The sequence below is a fragment of the Cyclobacterium sp. SYSU L10401 genome (assembly GCF_010993705.1).
Classification (GTDB): Bacteria; Bacteroidota; Bacteroidia; order Cytophagales; family Cyclobacteriaceae; genus Cyclobacterium.
In genome coordinates, this window is the sequence record NZ_WOFO01000002.1 from 111,546 (window position 1) to 126,415 (window position 14,870).

Consider the following 14,870-nt stretch of genomic DNA (forward strand, 5'->3'; position numbering starts at 1 on the left):
GTTGGGTATAAATTAAATGCTGATTTGAGCGGCTTCCCTCCTACCTTTGTCCAAAACGGCCTGCAGGGAGACGGCCTGTCCATTGATTTTCTTGCTTTCGTCTGCAGCTTGCATAAAGGCAAAGATTTCAATGGTTTCTTCTTCAGATACCGGTGCTTTTCCGGAATCAAAAAACTTCGCGATTTCCACCAAAAGTGGTCGGTAGCCTCCGTAGGAGCCCATATCCATAATGCCTTCCTCACCAAAGGCCCTTCCGCCATAACCGCTTTTACCCGAACGGGTACCCCTGAAGGTGCCTATCCGGCCTCCATCCCAGGTGCCCACCACCACATCTGCGCCGGGCGTATGAGTCCGCTGAACGGTTTCACAACCGGTCCCCATTAGGGTATAAAGCGTTTCCACACCATGAATCCCATACCAAAACAAATCCGGATGAGTAGGTTCCAGGGTAGCTGGGCTAAAGGCATCTGCTCCCATCACCTTTCCTATTTTTCCGTTTCTGACCGCAATGGCATTCTCCATGTACCGTAGGGAGCTGCTGGAAAATACCGGTACCTTGTATTTTTTTGCCGCCTCGAAAATGGCGATGGCATCTACCAGGGATGCCGAAACCGGCTTGTCTATAAAAACGGTTTTCCCGGATTGGAATACTTCCATGGCCTGCTCCAGGTGAAGCCGCCCGTCGTTGGTCTCCAGAAGCACCACATCCACCTTGTCCAGCAGGGAGGCGATGGAGTCGACGATTTCCACGCCCAGGGTTTGAATTTCTTCTGTATATCCCGGAATTCGTTCTACTGAGGAGGGTATATCCTTGCTGCCATGTGGATAGGCCGCCACCACTTTATAGCCTCCCAGGTCCGCCGCCGCATCTGAAGCATTAAAGGCTTTGGTAAAGGCAATGCTGTGCGAGGTGTCCAGGCCGATAATGCCCACCCGCTTTTCGTTCCTGGGGCGAGCGGAAGCAAAGGTCATGGCCTGTGGTGCGAGGCTCAGGCCTACACCCGCCAAGGCTGCCTTTCCCATAAATTTTCTTCTGTTTAGTGCTGAGTCCATAAATGATATTGGAATGCGTTTACAAAATTATTGATTGATTTCTGGATTTTTATTTCGATTAATTGCTTGTTTAAGCGTCAATTTAATAAAAAAATCAAAAAAGTGCTCATGACAATTCCACGAAACACCAAATTTCCCAAATTCCAGGATTTATTCCCAAATACCAAAAGCATGCTGAGGAGGGTAAGGGCTTAGAAGTGATGGCATTACCTTTGGGAACAACTTTCTCCTGTGCAGCCCCGGATTTTCATGAACGGAGAGGTCCTTTTATGAAAGCTTTAAAAAATGTATGGAATTATTTCCTGACTGCTGAGAAAACAGTTTGACAAGGGATTGATTTGGCCTAACAGGTCCTATCCCGTTGGGACCACCGGACATAGGGTCAAGTTAAACCTTAGATGGCATTTTTCTGCCAGACTTTTTCAATATTTCCTTTAACTTATCAATTTCAAGAGGCTTGGCAATATAGCCATCCATCCCAGCTGCAGCGCAGCGCTGCCTGTCTTCTTCCAGGACACCCGCTGTCATGGCGATAATCAGAGGTGTATTTTGATGCTTTTGATTCCGCATTTCCCTGGATGCCTGCAGTCCATCCATTTCCGGCATTTGAATATCCATTAAAATTAAATCGAATTTTTTTTCGGACACCCTCTCAACTGCCTCCAAACCATTATTGACAAATTCAGGCTGATATCCCAGGCGATGAAGAATCATTAAAATCAATTTTTGATTAATGGGTGTATCCTCCGCCACAAGAATAGACAAGGGGTATTTTTCGGAAAAATCGAAGTCCAGCTTTTTTTCTGGTTTGTGTGAGGAAGGCGGCACTACTGCTTTACTGTTCAATCCTGCATGAAGTGCCTGAATGAGCTGGGTATATTTTACCGGTTTGGTCAGGACTGTGGTAAACAATCCCGGATGCGTTTTTTTGGATTGATCACCTATGGAGCTTAACAACAGGATGGCTTTGTTCCGGAAACCTTTTTGAATTTCCTTTGCCAGTTGCACCCCGTTTTTTTCCGGCATGTCCATATCGGTGATTATCAGTTCAATTTCATTTTCTTTTTCTAATATTTTCAAAGCCCTATCAGCCGAAGAAGCTGAAAAGGGCTTCATGCTCAGGTTTTCCAATTGCAGGCCAAGAATTTTCAAATTGGTAAGATTGTCGTCGACAATAAGCACCTTCCGACCTTTCAGCATACGGTTATCCGGTTTTAGATTCTCAGAAATAGTTCCGCTCGTCGAAGCTTTCATGGGTAGGGTAAAATAGAATATGCTTCCTTTTTCCGCCTTACTTTCTACCCCTATTTTACCTCCCATAAGTGTTACCAAATGATGGCAAATGGCCAATCCCAGGCCTGTTCCTCCATATTTCCTGGTAGTTGAAGCATCCACCTGAGAAAAGGATTTGAATAGCCGTGAGATTTTCTCAGGTGGAATGCCAATACCAGAATCCTTCACTTGAAAGGTAAGCCACCAGTCCGCTCCTTTGTGCTTCACCACCTCCACTTCCACCAATACTTCTCCTGAAAAAGTAAATTTAATGGCATTATTCACCAGGTTCATCAACACCTGCTTCAACCTCATCCCATCCGCAAAAAGCTGACAAGGAATCCCTTCTGGTAAATGATAGAGCAGGTCTATTCCTTTTTTGGAGGCTTGTCTGGAAAATAAATCCAATACGTCTTCAATGCTGCTCCTCAGATTGAAATCATGGGGAGCAATTTCAACATCACCGGACTCCATCCGGGAAAAATCCAGTATATCGTTAATGACATTCAACAAGGATTCGCCACTGTTGCAGATGATATCAGTAAATTCCCGTTGCTCCTCGTCCAATGGGGTTTCTTTCAGCAACCCGGCCATGCCCAACACCCCGTTCAAAGGGGTTCTGATTTCGTGGCTCATGGTGGCAAGGAAGGTACTTTTCGCTTTGTTGGCCATTTCCGCAGCTTCACGGGCTTTTTGCTCTGCAAGCCGTTGGTTTTCCAAATCTCTGTTTGCTCTCTCCAATTCCTTGGATTGGAGCAATAGGTTGGACCTTTGCTTCATCAGTAAACTGGACAGATCGGATAGGTTGGAAATGGATTTCATCAGGGCATTTTTAATCCACAACAAAGAAATAAAAGCCATAACAAAAAGATAGGCCAATACCGAGGCAAACACATAATCACCGGCCGCGTACCCGTAAAAAAGCTCATAAAATTGGTGGTTATTGTAAAAAAAATAACCCAAACAAACAGGAACTACACTGCATATAAAATAAAAAATGGTCCACCGCAGAGAAAGAATAATCAGGCTAAAAACCAATATGTTGAAAATCGAAGCAATATCCAGCATCAACAAGGCCCTGTCCTGCATTAAAAACAGGTTCAACAATATGGGTACCAGCAACATCATGATCTTTACATGCGCCAGTGACACCAACCATTCCTTATAGATGAGTAGGAAAAAAAGCACAAGATGCAACAACATAAATGGGATAAAGGCCAATGAATTTGCCTGTATTTCTCCAAATATCCCTACCAAAATGACACACTGAATAAAACAAAGGGCGGTGGATAAGTAAGCCCATGAAAGTATGGTGATCCTGGTTCGGTAAATGGGATCATCCGCCTCGTTCGCTCCCTTAAGAAACAATGTATTTATTATTCGATTCCGCATCTCACTCCTCTCCCTAAAAAATGAAAACTAACCCGGAGGTATTTTTAAGTCTTTGAAAATCAATTTACTGTATATAAAAGATAAAAGCATCTTCTATTTGTAAATATGGCCGTTTTCATTGAAAATTTCAATTAAAACCTTAATTTTTTAATCAAAAAAACCGGCAGCCTGAAATGGTCTGCCGGCAATGGAGTGGATAGCAAACAGGCTAATGCCCTTATTTTTGAGGGGGCATGCTGGGCCTGACTTCAATTTTACTGGGAAGCGTACGGGGATCTAATTTGAACAGTCCCACAACCATTTCCCCAATATCTTCAATCTGGATTTTCCAGGCATCCTTATCATTTACCTCATGGTCGTTGAAGCCGGTAGCCACTGAGCCAGGCATGATGGTGCTTACCCGTACACCTTCCTGCCTTAAGTCCAACATAATGGCCTGAGAAAAGCCCGTCAAACCAAACTTGCTCGCATTATAGGCAGAACCTCCTGCGAAGAAGTTGGTTCCGGCCAGGCTGGAGATGGTCAGAAAAAAACCTTTGGTTGATTTAAGGGCATCCACAGATGCCTTGATTCCATAAAAAACACCTGTCAAATTGGTATCTATCGTTTCGTGCCATTTTTCTGGAGAAAGTTCCTGGATGGGGGCAAAATGGCCTACACCTGCATTGGCTACAAAATAATCCAACTTCCCCCATTCCTTAAGTACGGCCTGTACGGCTCTTTTCTGGGCATCAAAATCCCTTACATCAACCTCCAGGGGTAGTACCTCTCCTTTGGAAGTGGACATTTTTTTGATCTTTTCAGCGGCTTCACTGGCCCTTTCCATTGAACGACTGGTAATGGCCACATTTACGCCCTCCGCTACCAGGGCTGCGGCAATGCCAAACCCAATGCCTGTGTTACCTCCTGTAATGATGGCGGTAGTATTTACTAATGTCATAATTGTCTTAATTTTAGGTATAAACAAAAAAAGGCCAATGAATGCTCATTGACCTCTAAAATAAGGGTACAATTTACTTGGTTTTATCTTTAGCTTCTGCCAAAAGTTCCTTTCCCCTTGCTTTGGTCTCTTCCGCAACGGTAGCAATGTTCTTGTTCATTTTCTCCATTTTTTCGTTCATTCCTTTCAGAAGGCCATCAATCTGCCCATTAATGTCTTTCAAATATTCTTCGCCTTTTTTGGTCAGTTTCTTGCGGGTATCAGTTCCCTTTTCAGGAGCAATCAATAATCCAATCTGAACTCCTACTGCTACTCCTGCTAATGCGCTTAAAATTATTTTCGCTGATTTCATAATATCTGATATTAATGGTTTAAAATTTGAAAAACTCATCTCCATTTCAGAAGACTTTCTAATAATATTAAACTACAAGATTTATACCAAAGTTGCGATAAATTTATTTTTCTCATCATCCACTCCAAAATTTACCTGGATTATCCATATCAATCTAAAAAATACTGAAAATTGACGATAATTTAACCAAAGCCCGTAAAGATAATCCTTCGCATTATGGTATTTTTACGAAAATAAACCTTCATGAATTTCTTTCCACTTATGCGTCTCAAAACCTGCAGCTTTACCTGCTTATTGTTCTTTTTTCTGCTTTTCAGGCTGGTTGCCCAGCAAGCCAAAATCCACAGCCACAACGACTATTTACAAAATGTTCCTTTTTGGGAAGCCTATGCATCAGGAGCAGCTTCTATTGAAGCAGATGTCATTTTAATGAATGACACCTTGTTTGTAGCCCATGAAAAAGAAAGCATCAAAAAGGACCAGACCTTAACTTCCCTTTACCTGGATCCCATTTTGAAAGCCAAACAACTGGGTATTGGGAAGCAGGAACCGTTTATGCTTTTGGTAGATTTTAAAACCGAGGCCTATGCGACCATGGAACAACTGCTGAAAGATATCGCACCCTATGGAGCTTTATGGGAAGACCAAACCCAACCCTTTGTTAAAATCGTGGTTTCCGGAAACCGTCCTGCCAAAGAGGATTACCACAAATATCCCTTTCCGGTGTTTTTTGATTACCAGAGTACGGAAGACACCCTGAACCTGCCGCTTGAAAAAATTGAGTTGTTCAGTTTGAGCTTTGGGAGATTTTCACGGTGGAACGGCAAGGGAAGGATAACCGACGAGGATGCTCAGAAATTAAAAGAGCCCATCCAAATCGCACATGGTTTTGGCAAGCCTTTTAGGTTTTGGGCAAGCCCGGACAGCAAAACGGCCTGGAAGGCATTAAGCGAAATGGGCGTGGATTTTATCAATACCGATCAGCCATACGCAGCTGATTCTTATCTGAAAAGCCTGCCGGAGAGGCTGTATAAAAGCCCTAATGTCAGCGAAATATACCGACCCACTTTCGAAACGGATGGCATACCTTCAAAGGTTAAAAATATCATTTTGTTAATTGGTGACGGAAATGGGCTGGCCCAACTTTCTGCCACCATGTATGCCAATAACAATCAGCTTACCATCACCCAATTGAAAAATATGGGACTGATCAAAACCCAGGCTGCGGATGATTTCACCACAGATTCTGCTGCTGCAGGTACAGCCCTGGCTTCGGGCCAAAAGGTCAAAAACCGAAGTGTAGGCAGCCTTCCGGATGGATCGGCAGCCGAAAACTTACCGGAATATTTAAAATCCCATGGCTTCCATTCGGGAATTGTAAGCAGCGATAATGTGACGGGAGCCACTCCTGCCGCTTTTTATGCCCACCAGACAGATCGGGACCTGATCCGGGAAATTGCTGCCGAATTGTCCGAAAGCTCGCTCAACCTCTTTATTGGAGGCGGTAAAAATGATTTCATGAGGTTTGGTACTGACGAAACCAAAACACTAGAAGCCCAGGGATTTTTTCTGGCTGGCTCCCTGGAGGAACTGGCTGCAAGCAATGCTTCCAGGGTGGGCTATTTTGCTTCCAACCAGGGACTCCCCAAAGTCATGCAGGGAAGAAAGCATTATCTGAAGAATGCCACTAAAGCCAGTCTTGACTATTTCCAATCCAAAAAGCAGCCTTTCTTTCTAATGGTGGAAGGAGCCTATATCGATTCCGGAGGACATGCCCATGAGGTCGGCACCGTTATAGAGGAAGGGATAGATTTTGACCAGGCTGTAGCCGAAGCCCTGCGCTTTGCCGATAAGGATGGGCAAACACTTGTCATCGTAACGGCTGATCATGAAACAGGTGGTATTAGTCTTCCCCAGGGTAATCTGGGCCGCCAGGAATTAGAACTGGAATTCTCGACTGAAGACCATACCGGGATCATGGTACCAGTATTTGCCTATGGTCCGCAGTCGGATACCTTCAGGGGAGTGTATGAAAATACGGCGATTTATGATAAAATCATAGCTGCCATTCAACGCTACCTCGAATAGTCTGCTCGCCTGCTTCAAAATCATACAAAGCATCTGAAATTCACAAAAAAAGCGTACCTTAAGCCATGGAACAAAATTTTACCAAGCAAGCTACCTACCCTCCTGGAATATTACGTATGCTGCTGGTCTTCCTATCCTTCATCTTTTACCCCCATTTAGCCATGCCGCAAAGCCCTACCGAGATTTTATATATTGGAACCTACAGTGAAAACAACAGTAAGGGATTGTATGTATTAAAATTCGATAGGGACAAGCTCAGTGCAGATACGGTCCAAACGGTCCATCACAAAAAGAACCCTACCTTTCTGGCCCTGCACCCTGAGAAAAAATATTTATATGCTGCCTACCGGGAAGGGAAAGATGAAAATGATCCCGCAGGTACCATTGGGGCTTATGCCATTGATGAAAAAACCGGGAAACTCAACCTGATCAACCAGGTCTCTTCCGTAGGTGCCAGCCCCTGCCACATCAGCGTAGATCCTACCGGTCAGGTAGTATTTGTTTCCCACTATCAGGGTGGCAACCTGTCTACTTTCAAAATTCTGGAATCAGGAGGTATCAGTGAGGCCGTCTCCTTTATTCAACACGAAGGCAGCAGTGTTCATCCCAACCAAACCAAACCCCACATGCATGCCATGATTCCATCCCTGGATGGCAAATGGGTTTACGCATCGGATTTGGGCATTGACCAGATTTTGAAATACGAAGTCAACCTCAAAAAAGGCAGCGTGAAAAAAGATCCCGAAGTTTTTCCTGTCAAACCTGGTTCAGGTCCACGGCATTTTGTCATCCATCCTGCCCTTCCCTTCGCTTATTCCGTGGAAGAACTGAGCAATACAGTGGGCATTTACACCATAGAGCCAAAAAACGGTGACCTTTTATTATTGGGCCGTGTCGAAATGCTTTCACCGAAGATCCAATCAGATTACAATGCCGCTGCAGATATCCATCTGTCAGTGGATGGCAGTTGGCTCTATGCCAGCAACCGGGGTCAGGATAACCTGGCCATCTACCAGGTGGACCAGGAAACCGGCCTGCTTAGCCTTCAGGGACATGTTCCCACCGGAGGTCAACATCCCCGAAATTTTAAGGTAGATGAAAAAGGAGAATTGATTTTGGTGGCGAATATGGAAACCGACAATGTCGTTTTTTTTCGAATTAATGATCAGACCGGCATCCCTGAACCGACCGGAAAAAGCATCTCCATACCCAGGGCTGTTTTTATCGAACAGTTGTTTCTAAAATAAATGGCTACTCATCCATTCCAAAAATGATGGGCTGCTCCGTGGTAGGAGATACATATTGCCTTTCTTCGCCCACCACAAGCCAATAACCTTCCTTTTGGGTTTTATGGGGCTGCCGATAAGATTCAAGCAATAATTCGGACTGCCAGAAAGCCTCTTCGTTGAATTGCCCACGTAAGATGAGTTCGCCATGCGCTTCCTCCACCCGGATGGGAGGCATGGCTTTGGGATCACCCTTCCAAATTACCTTCAGGGGCATCTGCCGTTGATAGGAATGAGGCTGATCAGTACGGTCAATACCAAATTCCATTTGCCTATAGTTATTCCCAATAAAGATTACATCTTTGGCATAGCAGCTCTCGCAGGATTCCCAGCCCATCCGGTAAGGCACCATTTCCCGGCCACTGGTATTGACAAAATGATTGTATGCCAGCCGGGTATTGACGGTTCCGCCATACCGACATCCTATCCAGGCTGCGGGAACGTTGGTGTAGACCGTATTGTCCCGAAACTCTCCTCCAAAACCTGTAAGCCCTCCCCCGATATAGAAAGCGGCCGCCTCGGAAGAAGGGCTGGGATCTGGATGATCCACCGTGATGTGGTTTCCAAAAACAATATTGTCTCCTGCGCTGGCACTGTAAAAAATGGCCCAGGCCATAGGCGTATATTCCGGGTGCTCCGGAAAATTCCTTCCAAACACTTCGATGGTATTGTTGTAAACCTTATTTCCAAAAGCCCCGGTAGGAGATCCCGGAGTATCCCGGTAATCGGCAATTCTAATAGCAGCCGTGCTATACTCCTCTTTGCCATATTCTGTGGTCGGTGGGGAAGCTGCTATCCTAATTTTGTTGTTGAATATTTCTATGCCCTTGTGACGGAAAATCTCTATACCCGAACCGATCTCAGGAACGATATTGTTTTCATAAATCAGGGAGCTGTCACCCATGGCCATGATGCTGTAATGGTTGGTTACCCTTTGTTGATTTACAAAAGTATTGTGGTGAATGGATGACTTTTTTCCCTTGAATACCAGGCATCCCTGCCCTCCGTAAAATGAAGAATAGGCTATTTCTGAGGCTCCAGTACCTCTCAGGTCCACGGCATAATGCTGCGATCCATGCCGGTGAATCAATTGGGGATTGCTCACTTCAAACCTGCAATGGCTGATGCGGGCTTGCGGTACATCCACCGCAGTAGCATTGATCCCCTGATTGATGACTGTCACCTGGTCCAAAATCAACTCCACGTCTTCAGCGGTAGATTGGATGCCCCATGTCATCACCCCCCGGGACCCTGCTTTTATGGTGCCATTTTTGATTGTGACTGTGCCCTTTCCGTTCACCTGGGCAATTTCCGGCAATGGCGTTCCTATTTGGAAATCTTCCGTATAATCATAAAAGGCAGCATGGTGGTTTTCATACAAGTGCTCGTATAGCCCTTTGGGATGTGTCTTCCCCACAATTCCAATGCCCACATCAAATGCCGGAAAAATACCAATTTCATCTACCAGGCAATCTGTTTCTGCCCTTACCCGGATCCGGTACTTACCTGCAGGCAGACCTTGCAGGTGCGCTGCAATAAAACCGCCCCCCAGGCGAGGACTTTTATTAAAGGCAGGACTGCTGCTTACCGGGCCTGACCCATAATCCGTCATCACCTCTACTACCTTGCCTTGTTCATCTTCCACCATCAGGCTGATTTTCATCTCATTGGCCAGATCTCCTCCCATGTCTCTGAAAATTCTACCCGTAATGCCACAAATCGCATAATAGGACCTATTCGCATAAGGCAAATCAATATAGGAGGAAAGGATTTCGTCCCCTTTTTGCAGACTAAGTAATTTCTCACCCACAAATGGACGGGATTTTCTGGTATCCAACAGTACTGCTCCAGGTGCTTCCGACAGGTCCCAGCCTTGCAGCCCCCTTTCGAAGCCTCCGTTTTCAAGGGTATCGTATGCCCCTGCTGCAAAGGTAATGGTATGGCCATTCAGATCCAGTGTCAGGTCTTTGCCCAGAAAAAGGGCACTTTTTTCGGCATGTATGTCACGGGTCAATACATAGGTACTGCCTGCCTTTCCATAATAGCCCGGACCATTTATAGGTATCACAGGCTGAATGGAATCAGCGGAAGGGGTTTGCCCCATAAGCAGGCCTGCTGTAAAGGAGGAGATTAAAAAGATGAAACCCATCTTCCGCCAAGTTCCTGGTGCTGTAATATCAATAATCATCGCTTTTTTAACTTTCAAAATGGAATCATCTCCCTTTCTTTACTGAATGTCATCCAGGCTGAGCCGGAAAAGACTGATTTTCTCATAGGGGCTTTCCTCACCCCTTTCGTAAAGACAAAGGATTTCTCCATTTGGTGAGACTGCCAGTGAGGAATAGGCAGCAGGGCCGGCATGAATGGTTTTGGAGGCGTCCCAGGTCCTGCCACTATCCCTGCTCAGTTTTAGGGTCATGTTTTCTCTTTTTGTACTTGCCGGGTTGGAAAACAACACCAGGTCACCTGAAAGATCCTCAGGCCAGGCATACCTCAAAAATGCCGCCTGACAGACCGGTTCTACCAGTGACACTGCTTCTACCGGATCCGTCCAGGATTGACCTCCATCCCTGCTTAGGGATAAAGCCCTTCTGTTTTTACCGAAATAAGAGCGCATATTCATCAGCAAGGTGCCTTTTCCGTCAGCCATCTCTATGAGTTGGCTTTCATTCATTTTGGGTTTGATTACTCCGCCCAGCTGCCAGGATTGTCCCTGATCATCACTGTAAATCACATGGGCACCATATTCGTATTTCCCTCCCCTTACGTTTCCCTGCGGATCATCATAACTGTGATTGGCGGGAATAACCAACCTTCCCTTGTGGGGACCGTTTTTGATTTGAATACCGACTCCGGGACCGGTAGCATACCAGCCCCATTCGGGTTGCTTGACATCTTTAGTTATATCCTTTGGTTCAGACCAGGTTTCTCCATGGTCTGCTGAGCTCATGACAAAAGCCCGGCGGGTATCTTTACTCTTTTTTAAGATAATATCCCCTTCATGGTCCTCCCCAAGATTCCAGGTTAAAAGCAAATGAATTTCTCCGGTAGTTTCATCCAAAACCGGATTGGGATTACCGCAGACATTGTTACCATCATCCCACAATACCTCCTGCCCGGACCAGGTTCTCCCCCCATCTTTGGATCTTTTTACCAACAAGTCTATGTCTCCCGTATCTCCACTACCTGATTTTCTACCTTCCGCAAAAGCTAGCAAAGTACCATCCATTGCCCGTATGAGGGAGGGTATCCGGTAGGTATGGTAACCCCCTTCACCGCTGACAAAAAGATCCAGTTCTTCCTTTTCTGATGAGGCAGCAGGGGGTATGAAATTTAGGAAGATACTGAAATAAAAAAAGAATACTAAGCTCATTACCATGGCGGATAAATTTCAAATTTCTTATAGGATGTCCCTGTGAACATTTAGCTCAACAGCATTATTCTTCATAACCCTCCGGATACCTGATGATCTGCAGCAAATTGGGTTCCTTTAGGAACTCTTGTGCTACTTCCTGCACCTGTTTGCCAGTGACGCCCAAAACCCTTTCAGGGGCCCCCAGGACGGTATCTAAAGGCAGGTCTCCACTGATGGCTGCGTTGAGCTGTCCATGCCAGAACCCATTGCGCTTTAAGTTTTCTTCCAGGGATATGCGTTTGGTCTCCCTGACTTTTTCCAGATCTTCTGCTTCAGGGCCATGCTCTTGAATTTTCTTGATTTCTTCCCAAACGGCATCCGTCAATTTCTGAACAGCATCCGGTCCGCAAGGAAAGGTAATGGTAAAACTAAACCTTTCCTCCGGAACCCTGCTCAGGGCACCTCTCGCACTGACTCCATAGACGCCACCGATTTCTTCCCTCAGGGTTTCGATCAGTTTAATGGTCAATATTTCACCCAAATAGGAGAATTGCTGGGATTTTTCCAGGTCATAGGGTGTTTCACCGTTAAAATAAAGGATTACCTGGCTTTTATCATCCACCCCTACCCTGACCAATTCCCTTTGGTCCCGGGGAGGCCTGATGCCCAAATCCTTGAATTCTTCCGCCTCTTCCAACAGGTTACCCGGCAAACTTCCCAAATAACGTTCTATCAGTGGGATGGTCGTTTCCAGGTCAATATTACCCGTGAAAAGGAATTCGAAATCAGCAATATTTCCAAATCGCTCCCGGTAGATTTCCAGGCTGCGTGCTACATCAATGGCTTCCAGCTGTTCCGGAGAATAAACCCCCATACCTCTTGGATTACCATTGCTGATGATCTCATTTACTTTTTTATTGAATTGGAAATCAGGATTGACAGCAGCACTTTCCAATTGGTTTTTTTGGTTGGTCAAAAAGACGTCCCAGAGATCTCTATCCATTCTGGGGCTGCTGAAATAGAGGTGCATCAGTTGCAGGGCCAATTCAAAATCCCTGGGCGAAGTGGTCCCGGAAATATTTTCGCTATATGTACCTATATTGGGAGTCACCTGCACATTTTTTCCGGCCAACACCTTTCTTAAATCGGAAGGAGAGAAATCCCCGATCCCCATGACATTGACTGCCGTACCTGCATAGGCCGCACTGTAGTGGTCTTCTTCAGGATAAAGTGAAGTTCCGCCTTCACTGGATCCGGTAAAAAGGATCTCATCATTTTTATAATCGGTAGGCTTGAAATGGACTTTCAGCCCATTTTCCAGAAGTACTGTGACCAGTTCCACAGATGCCAGGGTATCTATGGTCTCTAATTTTCCCGGCTCCGGCAGGCTAAGCAATAATTCCTCTCTCAATTCCTTTTCCTGATACGGCTCGGTTTTTATCTCCTGTGCTTTTTGCAATAAAGCCAGGAGTTCGGATTCTTCTGGCAGGGTATCCCTGTCCTTCTCAGGGGCGGTGATGATCACCACGGTGTTGTCATGTCTTATCAGTTGCTGCGCCAATTCATTCACTTCTTGTATGGTGATTTGGGGAATCATTTCCTGATAAATCTCATGCCTTTGCTTAGGACCTTCTGTAAAACTCTGGTTCAGGAAATGTGAGACATACCTCCCCACCAGGGAGCGGGATTCTGCCTTATCCATTTCCTTGAAACTCCGTTCAGCACTGTTTAACAGCGAACGTTTCACCCGCTCCAATTCACTTTCCGTAAAACCGTGCTGGACAATGCGCTGGTTTTCTTCCAAAAAGGATTGCAATCCGGCTTTGGCTTTGCCTGGGCCCACCACACCAGAGGTAGTGAAAAACTCCAATCCCTTCACCAGGCTGCCATACCTGGCTCCTGCAAAGATAAAGGGGGCATCTGCTTTTTGCCTGATCTCATCCAACCTTTGGGTGAGCATGCCCCCGAACATGGTTCTGAGGATCCGGTTTTTATAATCCCCGTAGGTACGGCTTGGTTCAGGTTGGTGTTTGTAATACAACTGAACCTGAATGCCAGGGGCCTCCTCATCGGTAATGATTTTAACAAAATTTTCCTCATGTACCGGTACCTCATGATAGGTTCTTTCCGGAGCATTTAGCGGATTTTCCAACCCTTCGAAATAATCCCTGATCAATTGCTCTACCTTTTCCGGTGCTACATCCCCCACTGCCACGATGGCCATTAAATCGGGACGGTACCAATCTTCATAAAATTCCCGGATCACACTTTCCTCCGCATTGCGGATAATGTCCATGTCTCCGATAGGCAGCCTTTCAGCATAGCGACTATCATGAAGCAATACAGGCAGGTAAGCGTCGCGCAGGCGCTGATCCACCCCCTGTCCGGTCCGCCATTCTTCTACCACTACCCCCCGCTCTGCATCAATGTCATCCGACTCCAGCAATAATCCCCCTGCCCAGTCCCGCATCACCTGAAAGCCGTTGTTCAATTTTGCTTCCTCATCCGTAGGAATGGGCAACATGTATACCGTTTCATCAAAGCTGGTATAAGCATTCAGGTCGCTGCCAAAAGCCACACCTATGGATTGCAGGTAACTGATCAATTCATTTTTTTCGAAATGCTCAGAACCATTGAAGGCCATGTGTTCCACAAAATGGGCCAGGCCAAGCTGGTTGTCCTTTTCCTGCATGGACCCCGCTTTAATGACCAGCCGAAGCTCTAGTTTACTTTCAGGCTTGGGATTGTATTGGATGTAAAAATGCATCCCATTCTCCAATTGTCCGGTTTTAACCCTGTCATCCAGGGGCACGGTTTTGGAGGAATCGACCTGTGCCAGAGAGGAAAAGACAAGTAAACTAAAACATAGGGTAAATATTAACTGCTGCCTTTTCTTCATCTGTATTTAATAAAAAGAAAGTTGATTGCTTAATAAGACAGTCAATATGCTAAAATTATCTGCCATTTGAAAAAAAATCCGGATAAATGGCGGCATTTTCCGGCAGGCTGATCGACAGGGGAAATAATATACAGGGATGGGATTGGAAATCCTGCTTATGCTTTCGATATTTGATATCTAAAATCTGCTAACCCGTCAGGATTTATCCTTTCCTGATCAATTGAATAGGGGAT

General features: G+C 45.6%; 9 protein-coding genes. 2 read left to right on the forward strand and 7 right to left on the reverse strand.

The window, feature by feature from the left end; translation table 11 throughout:
- Window positions 1–12: 12 nt before the first annotated feature.
- From GL182_RS05510 to GL182_RS05525, 4 genes are all read right to left on the reverse strand, one after another.
- Window positions 13–1,023, reverse strand: coding sequence for a Gfo/Idh/MocA family protein (locus GL182_RS05510; RefSeq protein ID WP_205603587.1), 1,011 nt, complete (start codon window positions 1,021–1,023; stop codon window positions 13–15).
- 417 nt (window positions 1,024–1,440) lie between these two features.
- Window positions 1,441–3,693, reverse strand: coding sequence for a response regulator (locus GL182_RS05515; protein ID WP_205603588.1), 2,253 nt, complete (start codon window positions 3,691–3,693; stop codon window positions 1,441–1,443).
- A 241-nt stretch (window positions 3,694–3,934) separates the two neighbouring features.
- Entirely contained in the window at window positions 3,935–4,657 is a 723-nt protein-coding gene (locus GL182_RS05520; protein ID WP_163378668.1) for an SDR family oxidoreductase, read from the reverse strand.
- A 73-nt stretch (window positions 4,658–4,730) separates the two neighbouring features.
- Window positions 4,731–5,054 (reverse strand): YtxH domain-containing protein, encoded by a 324-nt coding sequence (locus GL182_RS05525; protein ID WP_240469671.1) that lies wholly within the window; start codon window positions 5,052–5,054, stop codon window positions 4,731–4,733.
- A gap of 198 nt (window positions 5,055–5,252) precedes the next feature.
- Here GL182_RS05525 and GL182_RS05530 point away from each other — a divergent pair, with 198 nt between their 5' ends.
- Window positions 5,253–7,097: an alkaline phosphatase gene (locus GL182_RS05530; RefSeq protein ID WP_240469684.1), complete on the forward strand. Its 1,845-nt coding sequence runs from the start codon at window positions 5,253–5,255 to the stop codon at window positions 7,095–7,097.
- Between the two features lie 65 nt (window positions 7,098–7,162).
- Window positions 7,163–8,344 carry a lactonase family protein gene (locus GL182_RS05535; protein WP_163378669.1) on the forward strand — a complete coding sequence of 394 codons (1,182 nt, stop codon included), beginning with the start codon at window positions 7,163–7,165 and terminating at the stop codon, window positions 8,342–8,344.
- Between the two features lie 4 nt (window positions 8,345–8,348).
- Here GL182_RS05535 and GL182_RS05540 read toward each other — a convergent pair whose 3' ends face one another.
- The 3 genes from GL182_RS05540 to GL182_RS05550 all read right to left on the reverse strand — a co-directional run bounded on the left by GL182_RS05540 (window position 8,349) and on the right by GL182_RS05550 (window position 14,637).
- The gene (locus GL182_RS05540; RefSeq protein ID WP_163378671.1) at window positions 8,349–10,532 is read right to left on the reverse strand and encodes a right-handed parallel beta-helix repeat-containing protein; all 2,184 of its coding nucleotides are present in this window, start codon (window positions 10,530–10,532) and stop codon (window positions 8,349–8,351) included.
- Window positions 10,533–10,610: 78 nt separating this feature from the next.
- Window positions 10,611–11,756: a sialidase family protein gene (locus GL182_RS05545; protein ID WP_240469686.1), complete on the reverse strand. Its 1,146-nt coding sequence runs from the start codon at window positions 11,754–11,756 to the stop codon at window positions 10,611–10,613.
- A 64-nt stretch (window positions 11,757–11,820) separates the two neighbouring features.
- The gene (locus GL182_RS05550; protein ID WP_163378673.1) at window positions 11,821–14,637 is read right to left on the reverse strand and encodes a M16 family metallopeptidase; all 2,817 of its coding nucleotides are present in this window, start codon (window positions 14,635–14,637) and stop codon (window positions 11,821–11,823) included.
- Between the last annotated feature and the right edge of the window lie 233 nt (window positions 14,638–14,870).

Bases quoted from the DNA above. Each gene is read 5' to 3' on its own strand.
- GL182_RS05510 (WP_205603587.1), bottom strand. From the start codon at position 1,023: ATGGGAAAGGCAGCCTTGGCGGGTGTAGGCCTGAGCCTCGCACCACAG.
- GL182_RS05520 (WP_163378668.1), bottom strand. From the start codon at position 4,657: ATGACATTAGTAAATACTACCGCCATCATTACAGGAGGTAACACAGGC.
- GL182_RS05525 (WP_240469671.1), bottom strand. From the start codon at position 5,054: ATGGAGATGAGTTTTTCAAATTTTAAACCATTAATATCAGATATTATG.
- GL182_RS05530 (WP_240469684.1), top strand. From the start codon at position 5,253: ATGAATTTCTTTCCACTTATGCGTCTCAAAACCTGCAGCTTTACCTGC.
- GL182_RS05535 (WP_163378669.1), top strand. From the start codon at position 7,163: ATGGAACAAAATTTTACCAAGCAAGCTACCTACCCTCCTGGAATATTA.
- GL182_RS05540 (WP_163378671.1), bottom strand. From the start codon at position 10,532: ATGGGTTTCATCTTTTTAATCTCCTCCTTTACAGCAGGCCTGCTTATG.
- GL182_RS05545 (WP_240469686.1), bottom strand. From the start codon at position 11,756: ATGAGCTTAGTATTCTTTTTTTATTTCAGTATCTTCCTAAATTTCATA.
- GL182_RS05550 (WP_163378673.1), bottom strand. From the start codon at position 14,637: ATGAAGAAAAGGCAGCAGTTAATATTTACCCTATGTTTTAGTTTACTT.